Here is a 16,875-nt window from a genome sequence, read left to right as displayed (position 1 = left end):
GGCTCGTCGGCGGCGGCTGGGGGCTCCGCGGAGCGGGCGCCGCGCTCGGTCAGACGGTCGGGCATGGGCGGATGAGCAGGCGCTCGCCGGTGCGGGCGGCGGCCTCGACGACCTCGCGCACGGTGGCGGCGTCGGCGATCAGGCGGTCGGCGGCGGAGCCGTTGATGTCGTCGAGTCGGACGATCTCGAAGCGCATGGTCTTCGTCATGGGCGTCTCCATTCCTGGCCCCGCGGGGCGGGGCGGTCGCGGCTGAGTGGGTATCAGCCCTTTCGGGGTCGTACGGATCCGGCGGTGCGGCCGGGCCGGGCGGTTCGTCGTCGCGCGTGCGGCGGTCTGCTGCGGCAAGGGCCCCCCTTGCTTGCCTGGTGCGTCCAGTGCCTCGTGAGCCACGGTGAGGTGGCGGTGCTACCGGGGCGTTGCCCGCCCGTGAAGTCCGGGTTTCGGGTGATCCGCGCCGAAGTGGAGGCCGGCGATGATTCCCGGACAGAATCAAAGATTACCGTAACTAACGAATTTTGTCCTCTGTTGAAGCCGATCGAAGTTGCGGAAGTGGTACAGACCACTATTGGCGGGGCGGCGGAACCGGCCCCGGCCGGCACGCGTCCGCGTGGGCGGCGTCAGGCCCGGAACCGTCAGGCCCAGAACGCGGCCAGCGCCTCGGCCGTGGCGGCCGGCCGCTCGGCGTTGGGGGAGTGGCCGGCGTCCGCGACCACCACCCGGCGGGCGCCCAGGCGCTCGGCCATCGCGGTCTGCTCCGGCACCGGCCAGGCGTAGTCCCGCACCCCGGACAGCACCAGAACCGGCAGCCCGGCGGTGGCGGCGGCCAGCTCCGCCACCCGGTCCGGCGCGGCCAGCAGGTGGCCGCCGGTGACGGACAGCGCCCGCGGCACGTTGGCCAGCCAACGCCGGTGCAGGAACTCCGCGACGGCCGGCTCCAGGCTCGGCCGCGGCTGCCCGCTCTCCGCCTCCAGCTGCCGCATCACCTGCCAGATCTGCTCCAGGTCCATCACCCGCAGGGCGTCCAGCAGCAGCTCGGTGCGGGCCGCCTCGGCCGGGTCGATCGCGCCCGGGCCGGTGGACACCAGCGTCAGCGACCGCCAGGGCAGCGGGCCCTCGGCCGCCGCGGCGAGCACCGCCTCGCGCACCACCTGGCCGCCGAAGGAGTGCCCCAGCAGGTGCGGCGGGGTGCCGTCGGCCGCCAGCGCCTCGGTGAGCGCCCGCACGTCCGCCCCGAGCGCCCCGACACCGTACGCCGCCGGGTCGTCCGGGCCGCCGGTCTGGTACTGCCCGCGCTGGTCCACGGCCGTCACCCGGTACCCGGCGGCCGCCAGCGGCTCCAGCAGCGCGATGAAGTCCTCCTTGCTGCCGGTGAAGCCCGGCACCAGCAGCGCCGAGCCGCGCACCGGCCCGGCCGGCTCCGCCCGCAGCGCCGCGAACTCCCCGCGCCCGGTCGCCACCCGCTCGGCCCGCGCGCACCCGGGCAGCGTCAGAAACGGCGGCGTGCTCATGGGCTGTACTCCCTGCTGTCCTGCCGGTGACCTGCTGTCCTTCGGGCGACTCCCCGACTCCCCGAGCTTAGGGCGTGGAACGCCCGAGGGGGCGCGCCGGCCGGGTGGCCTGGCGCGCCCCCTCGGGGGAGTCACGGAGGTGTCAGCTCTCCGGGGTGGCCTCCACGGGCGCGGCGGCCTTGCGGGCCCGGGTGCGCTTGCGCGGGGCCGGGACCTCGGCGGCGGCCTCGGCGGCCGGGGCCTCCGGGGCGGTCTCGGCGACGGCCTTCGGCTTGCGGGCCCGGGTGGCCTTCTTGGCCGGGGCCGGAGCCTCGACGGCCGGAGCCGCCTCGACGGCCTCCGCCACGGCCTCGGCCTTCGGCTTGCGGGTGCGGGTCGCCTTCTTCACCGGGGCCGGAGCCTCGGTGACCGCCTCGGCGGCGGCCTCGACGACCGCCTCGGCCTCGGCCACGACGGCCTCCGCCTTGGGCTTGCGGGTCCGGGCGCGGGTGGCCTTCTTGGCAGGGGCCGGAGCCTCGGCAGCGGCCTCGGTGGCCTCGACGACGGCGACGGCCTCGGCGGCCGGGGCCTCGGCCGCGACGGCCTCCGCCTTGGGCTTGCGGGTCCGGGTGCGGGTGGCCTTCTTGGCAGGGGCCGGAGCCTCGGTGACGGCCTCGGCGGCGGCCTCGACGACCGCCACGGCCTCGGCCACGACGGCCTCGGCGACCGGAGTCGCCTCGACCGCCACCGCGGCCTCGACCGCGGCCGAGGCGGCGCCACCGCGCGAGCGGCGGCGGCGACGGCGCGGCGCGGCCTCGCCCTCGGCGCCCTCGACGGCCGGAGCCGCCACGGCGGCCTCGGTCACGGCGGCAGCGGCCTCGCCCTCGGCGCCGACCGCCGCGCCCCGACGGGTGCGACGGCGCTCACGGGTGCGGCGCGGCTTCTGCTCCTCGGTCTCGGCCGGAGCGGCACCGGCGCCCGGACGGTCGGAGCCGCCCTGGCCGCCGCGCCCACCGCGACCGTTGCCGCGGCCCGAGCGGCCGCCGCGTCCACCGGTCTCGCCGAGGTCCTCGACCTCCTCCGCGCCCAGCCCGGCGCGGGTCCGCTCCGAGCGCGGCAGGATGCCCTTGGTGCCCGGCGCGATCTTCAGCAGCTCGTACAGGTGCGCCGAGGTGGAGTAGGTCTCCTCCGGGTCGTTGAACGGCAGGTCCAGCGCCTTGTTGATCAGCTGCCAGCGCGGGATGTCGTCCCAGTCGACCAGGGTGACGGCGGTGCCGGAGGCGCCGGCCCGGCCGGTGCGGCCGATCCGGTGCAGGTAGGTCTTCTCGTCCTCGGGGCACTGGTAGTTGATGACGTGCGTGACGCCCTCGACGTCGATGCCGCGGGCCGCGACGTCGGTGCAGACCAGCACGTCGACCTTGCCGTTGCGGAAGGCCCGCAGGGCCTGCTCGCGGGCGCCCTGGCCGAGGTCGCCGTGGACCGCGCCGGCCGCGAAGCCGCGCTGGGTCAGCTGGTCGGAGACGTCGGCGGCGGTGCGCTTGGTGCGGCAGAAGATCATCGCCAGCCCGCGGCCCTCGGCCTGCAGGATGCGCGAGACCATCTCGACCTTGTCGAGCGAGTGCGCACGGAAGATGTGCTGCTCGATGTTGGCGACGGTCGCGCCGGTGTCGTCCGGGGCGGCGGCCCGGATGTGGGTCGGCTGGCTCATGTACCGGCGGGCGAGGCTGATGACCTGGCCCGGCATGGTGGCCGAGAACAGCAGGGTCTGCCGCTTGGCCGGCAGCATGGTGATGATCTTCTCGACGTCGGGCAGGAAGCCGAGGTCGAGCATCTCGTCGGCCTCGTCCAGGACCAGCGCGCGGACCTTGGACAGGTTCAGCTTCTTCTGCCCGGCGAGGTCCAGCAGTCGGCCCGGGGTGCCGACCACGATGTCGACGCCCTTGGTGAGCGCCTCGACCTGCGGCTCGTACGCCCGGCCGCCGTAGACGGCGAGGACACGTACGTTGCGCACCTTGCCGGCGGTCTGCAGGTCGTTGGTGACCTGGGTGCACAGCTCGCGGGTCGGGACGACGATCAGCGCCTGCGGGAAGTCGGAGAGCTGGTCCTCGGTGGCCCGGCCGGCGTCCACGTCGGCGCGCACGATGGCCCGCTCGATCAGCGGGAGGCCGAAGCCGAGGGTCTTGCCGGTGCCGGTCTTGGCCTGGCCGATGACGTCGTGGCCGGTCAGCGCGACCGGGAGGGTCATCTCCTGGATGGGGAAGGGGTGGACGATGCCGACGGACTCGAGCGCCTCGGCGGTCTCCGGGAGGATCCCCAGGTCCCGGAAGGTCGTCTTGATGGGTTCAGCGGTGGTGGACAGGGTGCTGCCTCTTCCGTTTTCGAAGGGGCCGAGAGCGAGCGGCGGGCGGGCAGCCGCGCGGCTGCCTACGGGCCTGGGCGGCCCTGATACAGCTGCGTGGACGCACAACCGCGCCGGTCCCTGCGGCCGGCCGGTGCGCGCTGCCCTGGTGCGGGGCGCGTCGCCGGCGGCGTCGGGGAGGATTCCCGTGAGGGACCTGCGCGGGACCTCCGCCTCGGGGCGTGGTCTCGGCGGCCCTCGCTCGGCCACTGATGCGGTGCCAAGGCTTGAAGTCCAAGCCATGGTCGGAGCCGATCGGCTCTCCGACCGGGCATCCGCGTACGTGAGTACCCGTGCCACCGGTGCGGACACGTCCGGCTGGACGGTGCCGCTACGGAGGGTTCGCGCGGGGTACCGAGACGGCGGTGACACCATGCGAACACGACGGGCTCCGTACCACCATACAGTCAGGCGACGAGTCGAACACGTGACGCGTCTGACATTGCCCCCGGCAACTGCCACCGGAGCGGCCGGTACGGCCGGTCACCAGGCGCGCCCGGGCACGGGGCGGCGGGGCGGGACTAAAGTTGCGGGTCATGGACACCAGTGGTGAGACGCAGGACGCGGCGGCCGGCTCGATCGGGGACTGGGCCGCGTGCTCGGCCGACCCCGGCTACCGGGCGGCCGTACTGGACCTGCTCGGCGCGCTCGCGTACGGCGAGCTGAGCGCCTTCGAGCGGCTCGCCGAGGACGCCAAGCTGGCACCCGACCTCGCCGACAAGGCGGCGCTGGCCAGGATGGCCTCCGCCGAGTTCCAGCACTACCAGCGGCTGCACGACCGGCTCGCCGAGATCGGCGCCGACCCGCAGGAGGCGATGCGGCCCTTCGTCGAGCCGCTGGAGCTGTTCCACCGGATGACGGCGCCCTCGGACTGGCTGGAGGGCCTGGTCAAGGCCTACGTCGGCGACGCCATCGCGACCGACTTCTACCGCGAGGTGGCCGTCCGGCTGGACGACGACACCCGCGACCTGGTGCTGAGCGTCATGTCCGACACCGGCCACGCGCAGTTCGCGGTCGACAAGGTCCGCCAGGCGATCGAGGCCGACCCGCGGTCCGGCGGCCGGCTCGCCCTGTGGGGCCGGCGGCTGATGGGCGAGGCGCTCAGCCAGGCCCAGCGGGTGGTCGCCGAGCGCGACGCGCTGTCCAACCTGCTGGTCGGCGGCGTCCAGGTGCAGGGCTTCGACCTGGTCGAGGTCGGCAAGATGTTCAACCGGATCACCGAGGCGCACACCCGGCGGATGGCCGCCCTCGGTCTGGCGTCCTAGCCGTTCCGGGCCCGCCCGCTCAGGCCGCCCGGTGCCGCCGCGACGTGCGGTGGGCGCCGGAGTGGTGCGGGTGGTGCCGGTGCGCCGGGGCGCGCCCGGCGGCGAGGTCCGGCCGGGCCAGCAGCGAGGTGAGCACGCCCGCGGCCACCGCCGCGGCCACGACGGACACCGCGGGCTGGCGCCCGTCCACGCCGAAGTGCGCGACGACCCCGCCGACCAGCGCCGCCGCCAGCGCGGTGCCCAGCGTCAGGGCGCGGGGGCCCCGGAAGTACGCCGGCAGGGCCAGCAGGGCGGCGCCGCCCGTGACCAGGCCGACGAGGGCGAAGGCGATCGACTCGACCAGCAAGGCTGCCTCCCGGGGGGAACGGGCGGGGTACGGCGGAGGGTGCCGCACCCTCCGCCGTACCCCGCCCGACCTGCCCGTACACGCGACGGTGCCCCGCTCCCTGGTGGGAACGGGGCACCGGACGATCCTGTGCGGTGGCGCCTCAGGCGGTGCCGAAGCCGACCTTGCGGGCGGCCGACTCGCCGATCTCCACGTACGCCAGGCGCTCGGCCGGAACGATGATGCGACGGCCGTGCTCGTCGGACAGCGCGAAGATCTTCTCCGAGCCCTCCAGCGCCTTCGCGACCGCGCTCTGGACCTCATCGGCAGTCTGCGAGCTCTCGATCACGATCTCGCGCGGCGCGTTCTGCACGCCGATCTTGACCTCCACGGCTTCCGTCCCTCCGGGGTTGCAGCCTCCACGCACGGGCACCGGACCGCCTGGGACAAGCGTTCGCGGCGACCGTGCCGTACGGCTTCACCATAGAGCACCGGATCCCCGGCCCGACGAAGGTCGGCGGATCAGCCCTGGTGGGCGGTGCCCTCGCCGGGCTGCTCGCCCGCGTGCATCGGGAAGCCCTTCAGGCCGCGCCAGGACAGGCTGGCGACCAGCCGGACCGCCTCGTCGCGCGGGATCTCCAGGCCCTGCGAGAGCCAGTACCGGGCGGTGATCTGGGCCAGGCCGCAGACGCCGGCGGCGAGCAGCTTGGACTCCGCCTCGGGCAGGTCGGTGTCCTCCTGGATCACCTTGCTGACCAGCGTCGCGCTCGCCTCGGAGGCCCGCTCGACCCGCTCGCGCACGGCCGGCTCGTTGGTCAGGTCCGACTCGAAGACCAGCCGGAAGGCACCGGACTCGCTGGAGACGTAGTTGAAGTACGCCTCCATGGTGTTGGCCACCCGCTGCTTGTTGTCGTTGGTCGTCGACAGCGCCTCGCGGGTCGACTCGACCAGGGCGTCGCAGTGCTTGTCCAGCAGCGCCAGGTACAGCTCCAGCTTCCCGGGGAAGTGCTGGTAGAGCACCGGCTTGCTCACCCCGGCGCGGTCGGCGATGTCGTCCATGGCGGCCGCGTGGTAGCCCTGCGCGACGAACACCTCCTGGGCGGCACCGAGCAGTTGTTCACGGCGGGCGCTTCGCGGCAGGCGGGCACCGCGCGGGCGCTCCTGCGCCTCCTGGATGGCCGTCACGGCGCTCCTCACTTCGGGGTCTGTTCGCGGCTGGCAAGATGGCCGATTCTACTTTTCGGTAACCGCGCCCGCGTTCGGCGAGGGCGTGAAAAGACGGTCGGCCTTGTTGTCAGGAGCCCACAATACGGCGCTGACCTCGGCCTCGGCAGTGGTGGGACGCGGCCGTCCGGCGGCCGGACCGCCCCGGCGCCTGCGGGGGGAGGCTCACTACCATCGTCCACCATGAGCAGCGCTGAGCAGCAGGTACGTACGGTCGAGGTCCCCGGCGCGGTGCTCGCGGTGCACCGCCCCGCCGCCGACGGCGCCGCCGACGGGCGCGAGCCCGGGCTCTTCGTACACGGCCTCGGCGGCTCGGCCGCCAACTGGGGGGCCCTGATGGACCGGCTCTCTGGGCACGTCGACGGCGAGGCCGTGGACCTGCCCGGCTTCGGCCGCTCCCACCCGCCCACCGACGGCAACCTCACCGTCTCCGGCCACGTCCGCGCGGTGATCGGCTACCTGGAGGCCTCCGGCCGCGGCCCGGTCCACCTGTTCGGCAACTCGCTGGGCGGGGCGGTCGCCGTCCGGCTCGCGGCCCTGCGCCCGGACCTGGTGCGCAGCCTCACGCTGGTCTCCCCGGCGCTGCCCGAACTGCCCCCGCAGCGCTCCGCCCTGCCGACCGGCCTGCTCGCGGTGCCCGGGGTGCCGGCGCTGCTGCGCCGGCTGTCCGCGGGCGGGCGCGACGCCGAGGCCGCCACCGAGGACCTGCTGCGGCTGGTCTACGGCGACCCGGACGGTCTGAGCCCGGCGACCCGCGCCGAGGCGGTGGCCGAGTACCGGCGCCGGCTGGAGGTGCCGCACGCGATGCAGGCGCTCGTCGGCTCGGCCCGCGGCATCGTCTCGGCGTACACCGAGCGCGGCGACCAGGCGCTGTGGCGGCAGGCCGAGCAGGTCGCGGCGCCGGTGCTGCTGGTGTACGGGCTGCGCGACAAGCTGGTCTCCTACCGCTCGGCCCGCCGCGCCTGCGCGGCGTTCGCGGACGCCCGGCTGCTGGTGCTGCCCGAGTCCGGGCACGTGGCGATGATGGAGCACCCCGAGGAGGTCGCCCGGGCGGTGCGGGAGCTGATCGCCCACGCCGAGGGCTGAGCCCGGGGCTCGCCCGCGGGGCCGGGCACCCGCCCGGGGTCGGGCGCGCGCCGCGGCGGTCCGACCGCGCGCCCGGGCGGGCGCCACGCGGGCGGCCGCGCATACCGCCCGGTAACGCCCCGGTTCCGGTCGAGGTCACGTCAGTTCACTCGATCAGGTGGCAGGCAGGCAGGTGACCGATGGATCGGCCCGGGCCGGTCCTACCTTTCTGCTGTCGGACCGAACAGGTGTGGGGGCCCGCGGCCGCCGGAGGAACCGGAGGGCGGCCGCGGCCGAGGGGTCCCGGCGGGTCGGGCCCGACCCGCCGGAGCGAGCGGGCACCCGGGGGAACGGAACGCGGCGCGTCCGCGACCGGACCGCCGGCGGGCCGCACGGAGGCACCGCGGCGCCGGCCGGGGCCGACCGGACTCCCCGGCCCGACCCGTCCCCGCCACCCCGCGGGGCCCCGGGCCACTGCCCGGGCCACCCGGAAATCCGTCGATCCGTCCGTGATCCCGCCCAGCGAATCCGCTCTGCCCCGGAGGTCTCCCGTGCGCGTTGCCCTGCTCACCGAGGGTGCCCGTCCGCATTCCCGGCGTGGTACCGGGGACTGGTGCGACCGGCTCGCCGAGGGCCTGCCGGAGCACGGGTTCGAGCGCTACCTGCTCGCCGGCCCGCAGGCCCCGGGCGCCGCGGAGCGGCCGTCGCCCGTGTGGCGCGGCACGTACGAGCTGGCGCCGTGGGGGCGCCGGCCGGGCGGACGGGCGGCGGGGCGCCTGCGCCGCCCGTCCGCGCCGCGCAGACGCCGGTACGCCGGGGCGTACGAACAAATGGTGCGGGCCCTGGTGCTGCCCGCCGAGCGGGCCGGCTTCGGGCCCGGGCTGTACCGGCTGGCGGCACTCGCCCGGGAGGACGGCGCGCTGCCCGCCTTCCTGGCCTCCGCGCACGCCCGCCGGCTGCTGGAACGGACCTGGCGGCTGCCCGGCGCGGACACCTCGGCCGGGCGGCCGCCGGTGTGCGACGTGCTGGTCGCCGCGGACCTGCTGGAGCAGTGCCTGCGCCCGCTGTCCGCGCCCTGGTACGGCACCGGCCCCGGCGGCCTCGGCGCGGCCGACCTGTGCCACGTGGTCGGCGGCGGTCCGGCCGCGCTGCCCGCCCTGGTGGCCCGGCACCTGCACGGGGTGCCGTTCGTGGTCACCGAGCACGGCCCGCACCTGCGTGAGCAGTACCTCCGCCACCGCGAGGCGCCGTACCGGTGGCCGGTGCGCGCGCTGCTGCTGTCCTTCTTCCGGGCGCTCACCGAGGAGACGTACCGGCAGGCCGCGATACTCACCCCCGGCAGTGCCCACGACCAGCAGTGGCAGCGCCGCTGCGGCGCCGACCCGGCCCGTACCCGGGTGGTGCACGAGGGCACGCCGGCGGTGGACCGCCCGGCCGCCGGGCCCGAGCCCGCGACGCCGACCCTGGTGTGGGCCGACGCGCTGGAGCCGGGCCGGGACCCGGAGCTCGCGCTGCACGCCTTCGCCCGGGTCCGCGCCGAGCTGCCCGGCGCCCGGCTGGTGGTGTACGGCGAGGAGACGGCGCCCGGCCACCGGGCGCACTGTGCGGCGCTGGCCGAGCGGCTGGGGGCGGCCCCGGCGGTGGACTTCGCCGGCCGGCCCGGCTCGCTCGCCGAGGCCTGGGAGTCGGGCACGGTGGCGGTCTTCTTGGGACGGTCCCAGCGCAGCCCCCGGCTGCTGGCGGACGCGATGCTCAGCGGCCGGGCGGTGGTCTCCACGGACGTCGGGGTGGCCCGTGAGGTGGTCGGGCCGACCGGGCTGCTGGTGCCCGCCCGCGATCCGCGCGCCCTGGCCGGCGCCTGCCTGGCGCTGCTGCGCGACGAGGAGCGGCGCGGCCGGCTCGGGCTGGCCGGGCGGCTGCGGGCGCAGGAACGCTTCGCCGTGGAGCCGGTGATCGGCGCCTTCCGGGAGATCTACCTGGAGCTGGTCTCGCAGTACCCGGCCTTCCCCGACGGCGGGGGCGGCGGCGAGGGCGGGCCGGCGCCGCGCCCCTTCGCCCGCCCCGCCGAGTACTGGCTGGCCGACGGACCGCGCGGCGCCGGGCCGGCCTCCGCGCCGGGCGGGAGCGTGGACCCCGGCGGCCCGCGGGAGCCGGCCGGGCGGCGGTCGGCCGAACTCGCCGAGGCCGTCTGATGTCCGGCGCCACCCTGCTCGGCGGCAGCGCGGACCCGGTGCGCGAGGTGATGGCGGAGCACCGCGAGCTGTGCGAGCGCGCCGTCGACCCGCTGGAGATCGCCGCCGGGCTGGAGGAGGCCGGGCTCGGCCGGGACGCCGCCGCCCGCTGCCGGCACGCCGACCTGTTCTCGCTGGCCGAGGAACTGTACGCCCGGGTGCCCCGCCGCCCGCCGGTGCCCGGGCCGGTGGAGCCGCCGCGGACGGGCGGGGCCGCCGCCAGGGCCGCGCTGACCGCGGCCGCGCTGGCCGCGCCGCCCTGCGCGGGGGCGGCCGCGCTCGGCCCGCGCTGGCCGGTGCTGCTGTGCGCCGCCGTCCCGCTGGTGCTGCTGCCCGCGCTGACCGCGCCGCCCCCGGCCGAGCCGGCCCCGCCGGGCGCCGGGCCCGGTCGCCCCGGCGCCCGGCTCCGTCCGGCGGCGCTGGGCCACGGGCTGGGCCTGGCCGCGCTGCTGCTGCTCCCGCCGGCCGCGCCGGGCGGGGACCGCCCGTCGGCCGTCGCGCTGGCGGTGGCGGCGGCGGTGTCGGTCGGGGCGGCCGAGCGGACGGCCCGCTGGTACCGGCAGGTCGGCCGCGGCCACCTGGGCGCGGCGGGCACCCTGGCCGGGTTCCGGGCCCGGATGCGGCCGGTGCTCCCGGTCGCGCTGGCCCTGCACCTGGCGGTGCTCGGGGTGCTGAGCTTCGCCGCGCTGGCCGTGCTGGCCGTCGTCGCGCCGCGCCCCGGACCCGGCCACGGCGGCGGGCTGCTGCACCTGGCGGCCGAGCGGGCCGGCCCCGCCCAGTGGGCGGGGCCGGGCGTGCTGGGCCTGCTGCTGGTGCTGCCGGTGCTGCTGGCGCGGTGCGGCCGGGCGACGGCCGCCGCGGCGGGGGCGTCGGCCGGGGCCGCCGCGGTGCTCGGCCCGCTCGCCCTGGGGCGCTCGGCCCCGGAGGCGTGGCTGCTCGGCGGCGGCACCGTCGCGGTGGCGCTGCTGGCGTACGCCGGGGCAGTGCTCGGCCGGGCCGGCTCGTACCGCTGAGCGCCGTCCGCGAGCGCCGTCCGCCGGGCACGGCCGCCGAGGGCCGTCCGCCCGTTCCTTCGATCCACTCCGGGATCCACCGCGTGATCCCCGGTTTCGTCCCGTTCGTTGAACTCAGTCCGCCAGGTCGTCCCGAGCTGGCTTCGTGGAAGGACACCCCCGATGAGGGTGCTGCTGCTGGGCGCCGACGGCTTCATCGGCCGCCGGGTCACCGATCGTCTGCTGATGGACCAGGAGTTGCAGGTGACGGTGCTCGGCCGGCGCGACTCGGCCGACATCCGCTTCGACCTGACCACCGGGAGCCCGGGCGCGCTGGCCCGGTTCCTGGACGCGGTCGCGCCGCAGGTGGTGATCAACTGCGCGGGCGCCACCTACGGCAGCTCGCGCACCCTGATCCGGTCGAACACGCTGGCCGTCGCGACCGTCTGCGAGGCCATCCGGCGCAGCCGGGAGCCGGCCCGGCTGGTGCACGTCGGCTCGGCCGCCGAGTACGGGCCGGTGCCCGGCGGGGTGCCGGTGTCCGAGCAGGCCGAGCCGCGGCCGGTCGGCCCGTACGGGGTGTCCAAGCTGGCCGGGACGGAGCTGGTGCTGGCGTCCGGGCTGGACGCGGCGGTGCTGCGGGTGTTCGACGTGGTGGGCCCGGGGGCGCCGACCGCCTCGCTGTTCGGGCGGCTGGCCGAGGGCCTGCGGCGGGCGCTGGAGCGGGACGAGCACCAGGTGCGGATGCCGGACCTGTCCGGATACCGGGATTTCGTGGACGTGCGGGACGTCGCGCGGGCCATCCAGGCGGCCGCGGTGTCGGCCGCCACGGGGGTGGTCAACATCGGCAGCGGGCACGCCGTCCGGGCCCGGGACGCGGCCCAGCTGCTGGTGCGGGCCTCGGGCTTCGAGGGGCAGATCGTCGAGGAGAACCGGCAGGTCCTGCTGCCGGCGCAGGCCGTCGGGGCGGGCGGCGACCACCTGCCGGGCCACCACCTGCCCGGGCACCGGCCGGAGGGGCACCGGCCGGAGGGGCGGCCGGTGCCGGGTGAGCCGGTGCCGTGGCGGCAGGCGGACGTGCGCACCGCCCGGGACCGTCTCGGATGGCGGACGCAGGTGCCGCTGGAGGAGTCGCTGGGCGACGTCTGGCTGGAGACGGCCTGTCGGGTGTGAGCGTGCGGGGCAGTGCCCCGAGCCCGTCAACCACGGGCTCGGGGCGCCTTCCGGGGCCCTGGCGCGGGTTCCACGATCCGACGTGGCCCGTCTCGCCCATCGGACGGGCTGTCTCGGAATAGTGTCGGGGCGTGACACTGTTGGCCTAGACAGCCACCCGCGTGGCGGAGCGACAACCCCGCACCGAGGTTGGCCCTGGCCACCCGAACACGACCCATCGGAGTCCCCGTGTCGCTGCCACCCCTGGTCGAGCCGGCCGACGAGCTCACCGTCGACGAGGTCCGCCGGTACTCCCGCCACCTGATCATCCCGGACGTGGGCATGGCGGGGCAGAAGCGGCTGAAGAACGCCAAGGTGCTGTGCGTCGGCGCCGGCGGTCTCGGCTCGCCGGCCCTGCTGTACCTGGCCGCCGCCGGTGTCGGCACGCTGGGCATCGTCGAGTTCGACGTGGTCGACGAGTCGAACCTGCAGCGCCAGGTGATCCACGGCCAGTCGGACGTCGGCCGTTCCAAGGCGGAGTCGGCCCGCGACTCGGTCAAGGAGATCAACCCGTACGTGAACGTGGTGCTCCACGAGGAGCGCCTCGACAACTCCAACGTCATGGAGATCTTCTCCGGCTACGACCTGATCGTGGACGGCACCGACAACTTCGCCACCCGCTACCTGGTGAACGACGCCGCGGTGCTGCTCGGCAAGCCGTACGTGTGGGGCTCGATCTACCGCTTCGACGGCCAGGCCAGCGTGTTCTGGGCCGAGCACGGCCCGTGCTACCGCTGCCTCTACCCGGAGGCCCCGCCGCCGGGCATGGTCCCGTCCTGCGCCGAGGGCGGCGTGCTGGGCGTGCTGTGCGCGTCCATCGGCTCGATCCAGGTCAACGAGGCGATCAAGCTGCTGGCCGGCATCGGTGAGCCGCTGCTCGGCCGGCTGATGATCTATGACGCCCTGGAGATGAACTACCGCCAGGTGAAGGTCCGCAAGGACCCGAACTGCGCCGTCTGCGGTGAGAACCCGACGGTCACCGAGCTGATCGACTACGAGGCCTTCTGCGGCGTCGTGTCGGAGGAGGCGCAGGCCGCCGCCGCCGGTTCGACCATCACCTCGCAGCAGCTCAAGCAGTGGCAGGACGACAAGGAGGACATCTTCCTCATCGACGTCCGCGAGCCCGGCGAGTACGAGATCGTCAACATCCCCGGCGCGGTGCTGATCCCGAAGAACGAGTTCCTGATGGGCGACGCGCTGGAGAAGCTGCCGCAGGACAGGAAGATCGTGCTGCACTGCAAGTCGGGCGTGCGCTCGGCCGAGGTGCTGGCCGTGGTGAAGGCCGCCGGCTTCGGCAACGCCGTGCACCTGGGCGGCGGCGTGCTCGGCTGGGTGAACCAGATCGAGCCGCACAAGCCGGTCTACTAGGAGCGCAACGGAGAAGGGCCCGCCGGACGGCGGGCCCTTTCCCGTGTTCCGGGGCGGCTCAGAGCGCGTTCTTGCGCTGGAGCACGTTGTAGGCGATCCAGCCGGGTATCACCGGCAGCCAGAAGGTGAGTGCCCGGTAGAGGAAGACCGCCGGGGTGGCGACCGCGGGGGAGACGTCGGCGACGGTCAGGGCGCCGATCAGGGCGACCTCGACCGGGCCGATGCCGCCGGGGGTGGGGATCGCCGAGCCGGCCGCGTTGGCGGTCAGGAAGACCACCGCGACGGCCGAGAAGCTGATGTCCCCGCCGAAGGCCTGCACCGAGAAGTCCAGGCAGGCGGTGAAGGAGAGGGTCAGCAGCAGGATGCCGCCGAAGCCGGTGACCAGCTTGCTGGGCGTCTGCATCAGGTCCAGCATCCGCGGCACCACGCCGAAGAACAGCGAGCGCAGCCGGCCCAGCACGAACCGGCGCAGCGGCGCGACGGCGGCCACCACCAGGGCGAGCACGGCGGCGGACAGCACGCCGATGATCACCGCGCGGGAGGCGGAGAGGTCCCCGTTGGTCTGGCTGCCGGTGATCAGACCGAAGCTGAACAGCAGCAGCAGGTGCCCGGCCAGGCCCGCCAGCTGGGAGGCGCCGACCGAGGCGACCGCCTGGCCGGAGCGGATGCCGGCCTTCTGCAGGTAGCGGGTGTTGAGCGCGATGCCGCCGATCGCGGCGGGGGCGACCAGCTTGACGAAGGAGCCGGCCAGCTGGGCGGCGACGGTGCGCCGGAACGGCAGCCGCTCGGGGACGAAGCCGGTCAGGCTCATCGAGGCGGCCACGTAGCTGAAGGCGGCGGCGAGCAGCGCGGCCGCGGCCCAGGCCCAGTTCATCTGGGAGAGCTTCAGCTGGGCCGGCTTGATGGTGGTCAGCGCCAGGTAGGCGGCGAAGGTGAGCGCGATGACCATGATCAGGGTCTTCGGCTTCAGCCGTTCCAGCTTGGCCGGGGCCATCGGGGCCTCGGGGGCGATCTGGAGGATCTGGCCGCGGATGCGGCTCAGCAGGTCCTCGCCGGCCGCCGCGATGTCCTCCTCCGCCTGCTGCTGGGTGCGCTCGCCGGCCGCGACCTGCTCCAGCGCCCTGGCCCGGGCGGCGGTCTTGCGCTCCTTGGTGAGCTTGGCGAGGTCGACCCGGGTGGAGCGGCTCATCCCGACCGGCTGGAGCAGCGGCAGCGCCTGCGCCACCCGGTCGGCGCCGAGCACCGCGTTGGCGGTGGCGACGGCCCGCTCCGGGCCGATCCGCAGCGCGAAGGTGGTGAGCAGCTGGGCGACGTCGATCCGCAGCGTCAGGTCGGTGGCGGCGATGTCGCCGCCGGAGAGGTTGACCAGGCAGCCGGACCGCTCGTCCACCACCAGCAGCGACTCGCCGGTGAGCCGGCGGTGGGCGATCCGGCGCTCGTGCAGGGCGGCCACCGACTGCCAGATCGAGGCCATCACCCGGTCGGTGACCTCCTCGTCGGCCAGCTCGTCCAGGGTGCGGCCCTCGACGTTCTCGTACACCAGGATCGCGGCGTCCGGGCCGAGCTCGGAGGTGGCGACCAGCTGCGGCGCGCGGGCGCCCGAGGCGGCCGCCGCGTACGCGATCAGGGCCTCCTGCTCCAGCGCCTGGCGCAGCGACTGGGGGCTGCGGCGCACCGCGACCGAGCGCAGCCGCAGCCGCCGCCAGGCCCGGTAGAAGAAGCCGGAGGCCTGCTGCTCGCGGTCGATGATGTGGACGTCCAGCTGGGGCCCGGCCTGCTGGGTGACGTGGTAGCGGCGGGTGCCGCCGGGGGCGTCGGGGGCGCGCACGGCGCCGGCCGGGGTGAAGCCGACCTTGCGCAGGCCGATCATCAGGTGCTGGCCGGTGGGCCGGATGTTGGGGGAGCCGATCGCGTACAGCGTGCCGTAGGCGACGGACCAGCCGATCAGCACGGTGAGCAGCAGCGACATCGGGGTGGTGTAGCCGCCGAGCAGCTCGGTGACGCCACTGAAGACGACCACCACCCACAGGGCGACCCGCCAGCGCGGTCTGCTCGACATGCCGACGGCGGTCATGTAGGCGATCACCGGGGCGAGGTAGCCGTGCACCGGGTCGGTGAGGGTGCCGTTGCTGTCCATCGGCAGCCGGGTCAGCGCGTCCCGGATGTGCTCGGAGGCGCCCTCGGCCACCCACCAGTCGATGCCGAGCGAGACGCCGTACGCCAGCACCGAGGCGAGCACGCCGTCGGCGACCCGCAGGCCGTCGCGTTTGATCAGCCGCTCGACGGCGAAGGCCAGCGGCACGGCGAGCACCGCGACGCTGGAGAGCAGGCCGGTGATGGTGGAGAACACCGCGGAGAAGTGCGGCGCGTTGGAGGCGATGTCCTGCTCGATGCCGGTGGTGGTCGAGGTGGCGATGCCGGCCAGCACGAAGACGGCGACTATCCCGAGGACGCCGGCCAGGAAGCGGATCAGGTCGGACGGGCGGTGCGCACGGGCGGCGAGCAGCGGCTCGTCGACGTCCAGGTGCGGGGCGTCGTCCAGGGCCTCGTGGTCCTCGGGCGGGGTGGCGGGGGCCTGCGGGCCCCGCGCGGCCGCCGGCTCCGGGGCCGCGGTGGTCTCGACCGGGGGCGGGCCGGGCTGTCCGGGGGCCTTCGCTGGTGCGGGGGTCTTGATCGTCCGGTCCTTGATCAGGGAGACTTCCGGCGTCGGCCCCGGTTCGGGCCGGCCCTTGTTCTCGCTCCCGGGCGGCGACGGCACGGCGGCGGTGGACTCGTCGGAGTCCTTGTCCACGCCCACGTCAGCCGTCCCGGTCATCTGGTCTTGTCCTCGTATCACCACTCACCGCCCCGGAAGATGGTGGCATGCCCCGGCGCCCCGTGCGGGACAGGGGGCGGATCGGGCGCGGCGCATCCTTCCTTGCGGGGCCGCGGGTGCGCCCCCGTAGGGAAGGATGCCGCAGGTGACGGACGCAACACACGAAAGCCTTCCGGATGCCCTGCCACCCTTCGTCGAACTGGTGCTCGACCTGACCGAGCGGATTCCACCCGGCAGGGTGATGACCTACGGCGACGTCGCCGAATACCTCGGCCAGGGCGGCCCCCGACAGGTCGGCCGGGTGATGGCCCTGTACGGCGGCTCGGTGCCCTGGTGGCGGGTCATCCGCGCGGACGGCCGCCTGCTGCCCGGCCACGAGCAACGCGCCCTCGCCCACTACGGCGACGAGGGCACCCCGCTGCGCGAACTCGCCGACCCGCCCCGGGTCGACCTCGAACGGGCCCGCTGGGACGGCCGGGAAAGTCGCTGAAA

The 16,875-nt window shown here is 75.5% G+C and carries 14 protein-coding genes; 7 read left to right on the top strand and 7 right to left on the bottom strand.

Annotated elements, in window-relative coordinates:
* Nucleotides 1-49 precede the first annotated feature (49 nt).
* From ACGF13_RS14090 to ACGF13_RS14080, 3 genes are all read right to left on the bottom strand, one after another.
* Nucleotides 50-208 carry a hypothetical protein gene (locus ACGF13_RS14090; RefSeq protein ID WP_392874295.1) on the bottom strand — a complete coding sequence of 53 codons (159 nt, stop codon included), beginning with the start codon at nucleotides 206-208 and terminating at the stop codon, nucleotides 50-52.
* Between the two features lie 425 nt (nucleotides 209-633).
* Nucleotides 634-1,509 (bottom strand): alpha/beta fold hydrolase, encoded by an 876-nt coding sequence (locus tag ACGF13_RS14085; protein WP_392873497.1) that lies wholly within the window; start codon nucleotides 1,507-1,509, stop codon nucleotides 634-636.
* 142 nt (nucleotides 1,510-1,651) lie between these two features.
* Nucleotides 1,652-3,733, bottom strand: a complete 2,082-nt coding sequence (locus ACGF13_RS14080; RefSeq protein WP_392873494.1) for a DEAD/DEAH box helicase — start codon at nucleotides 3,731-3,733, stop codon at nucleotides 1,652-1,654.
* 689 nt (nucleotides 3,734-4,422) lie between these two features.
* Here ACGF13_RS14080 and ACGF13_RS14075 point away from each other — a divergent pair.
* Nucleotides 4,423-5,151 carry a ferritin-like fold-containing protein gene (locus tag ACGF13_RS14075; RefSeq protein ID WP_392873491.1) on the top strand — a complete coding sequence of 243 codons (729 nt, stop codon included), beginning with the start codon at nucleotides 4,423-4,425 and terminating at the stop codon, nucleotides 5,149-5,151.
* Nucleotides 5,152-5,170: 19 nt separating this feature from the next.
* On the opposite strand, the gene ACGF13_RS14070 is transcribed toward ACGF13_RS14075, so the two are convergent.
* From ACGF13_RS14070 to ACGF13_RS14060, 3 genes are all read right to left on the bottom strand, one after another.
* On the bottom strand, nucleotides 5,171-5,497 hold the full coding sequence (locus ACGF13_RS14070; RefSeq protein WP_392873488.1) for a hypothetical protein: 327 nt from the start codon (nucleotides 5,495-5,497) through the stop codon (nucleotides 5,171-5,173).
* Nucleotides 5,498-5,639: 142 nt separating this feature from the next.
* A complete protein-coding gene (locus ACGF13_RS14065; protein WP_049660675.1) occupies nucleotides 5,640-5,867 on the bottom strand; it encodes a DUF3107 domain-containing protein in 228 nt (75 codons plus the stop codon).
* Nucleotides 5,868-5,998: 131 nt separating this feature from the next.
* Nucleotides 5,999-6,661: a TetR/AcrR family transcriptional regulator gene (locus ACGF13_RS14060; RefSeq protein WP_392873485.1), complete on the bottom strand. Its 663-nt coding sequence runs from the start codon at nucleotides 6,659-6,661 to the stop codon at nucleotides 5,999-6,001.
* A 222-nt stretch (nucleotides 6,662-6,883) separates the two neighbouring features.
* Between ACGF13_RS14060 and ACGF13_RS14055 the strand changes: the two genes are divergently transcribed.
* The 5 genes from ACGF13_RS14055 to moeZ all read left to right on the top strand — a co-directional run bounded on the left by ACGF13_RS14055 (nucleotide 6,884) and on the right by moeZ (nucleotide 13,568).
* Complete coding sequence (locus ACGF13_RS14055; RefSeq protein WP_392873482.1) at nucleotides 6,884-7,786, top strand: alpha/beta fold hydrolase; 903 nt, start codon at nucleotides 6,884-6,886, stop codon at nucleotides 7,784-7,786.
* A 530-nt stretch (nucleotides 7,787-8,316) separates the two neighbouring features.
* Nucleotides 8,317-9,957 carry a DUF3492 domain-containing protein gene (locus ACGF13_RS14050; protein ID WP_392873479.1) on the top strand — a complete coding sequence of 547 codons (1,641 nt, stop codon included), beginning with the start codon at nucleotides 8,317-8,319 and terminating at the stop codon, nucleotides 9,955-9,957.
* Nucleotides 9,957-11,009, top strand: coding sequence for a hypothetical protein (locus tag ACGF13_RS14045; RefSeq protein ID WP_392873477.1), 1,053 nt, complete (start codon nucleotides 9,957-9,959; stop codon nucleotides 11,007-11,009). The genes ACGF13_RS14050 and ACGF13_RS14045 overlap by 1 nt, the downstream gene beginning before the upstream one ends.
* Before the next feature lie 162 nt (nucleotides 11,010-11,171).
* A complete protein-coding gene (locus ACGF13_RS14040) occupies nucleotides 11,172-12,161 on the top strand; it encodes an NAD-dependent epimerase/dehydratase family protein (RefSeq protein ID WP_392873474.1) in 990 nt (329 codons plus the stop codon).
* 228 nt (nucleotides 12,162-12,389) lie between these two features.
* Complete coding sequence (moeZ, locus tag ACGF13_RS14035; protein ID WP_392873471.1) at nucleotides 12,390-13,568, top strand: adenylyltransferase/sulfurtransferase MoeZ; 1,179 nt, start codon at nucleotides 12,390-12,392, stop codon at nucleotides 13,566-13,568.
* A 58-nt stretch (nucleotides 13,569-13,626) separates the two neighbouring features.
* On the opposite strand, the gene ACGF13_RS14030 is transcribed toward moeZ, so the two are convergent.
* Nucleotides 13,627-16,383 (bottom strand): flippase-like domain-containing protein, encoded by a 2,757-nt coding sequence (locus tag ACGF13_RS14030; RefSeq protein ID WP_392873468.1) that lies wholly within the window; start codon nucleotides 16,381-16,383, stop codon nucleotides 13,627-13,629.
* A gap of 136 nt (nucleotides 16,384-16,519) precedes the next feature.
* On the opposite strand from ACGF13_RS14030, the gene ACGF13_RS14025 reads away from it, so the two are divergent.
* Complete coding sequence (locus ACGF13_RS14025; protein WP_392873465.1) at nucleotides 16,520-16,873, top strand: MGMT family protein; 354 nt, start codon at nucleotides 16,520-16,522, stop codon at nucleotides 16,871-16,873.
* Nucleotides 16,874-16,875 lie beyond the last annotated feature (2 nt).

Source organism: Kitasatospora sp. NPDC048286 (genome assembly GCF_043201735.1).
In the GTDB taxonomy this organism is placed as follows: Bacteria; Actinomycetota; Actinomycetes; order Streptomycetales; family Streptomycetaceae; genus Kitasatospora.
This window is presented reverse-complemented; position numbering and strand designations above follow the sequence as displayed.

What these genes read in the sequence shown, in the direction of transcription:
- ACGF13_RS14090 (WP_392874295.1), bottom strand. Translation starts at nt 208, where the DNA reads ATGACGAAGACCATGCGCTTCGAGATCGTCCGACTCGACGACATCAAC.
- ACGF13_RS14085 (WP_392873497.1), bottom strand. Translation starts at nt 1,509, where the DNA reads ATGAGCACGCCGCCGTTTCTGACGCTGCCCGGGTGCGCGCGGGCCGAG.
- ACGF13_RS14080 (WP_392873494.1), bottom strand. Translation starts at nt 3,733, where the DNA reads ATGACCCTCCCGGTCGCGCTGACCGGCCACGACGTCATCGGCCAGGCC.
- ACGF13_RS14075 (WP_392873491.1), top strand. Translation starts at nt 4,423, where the DNA reads ATGGACACCAGTGGTGAGACGCAGGACGCGGCGGCCGGCTCGATCGGG.
- ACGF13_RS14055 (WP_392873482.1), top strand. Translation starts at nt 6,884, where the DNA reads ATGAGCAGCGCTGAGCAGCAGGTACGTACGGTCGAGGTCCCCGGCGCG.
- ACGF13_RS14045 (WP_392873477.1), top strand. Translation starts at nt 9,957, where the DNA reads ATGTCCGGCGCCACCCTGCTCGGCGGCAGCGCGGACCCGGTGCGCGAG.
- ACGF13_RS14040 (WP_392873474.1), top strand. Translation starts at nt 11,172, where the DNA reads ATGAGGGTGCTGCTGCTGGGCGCCGACGGCTTCATCGGCCGCCGGGTC.
- ACGF13_RS14030 (WP_392873468.1), bottom strand. Translation starts at nt 16,383, where the DNA reads ATGACCGGGACGGCTGACGTGGGCGTGGACAAGGACTCCGACGAGTCC.
- ACGF13_RS14025 (WP_392873465.1), top strand. Translation starts at nt 16,520, where the DNA reads ATGCCGCAGGTGACGGACGCAACACACGAAAGCCTTCCGGATGCCCTG.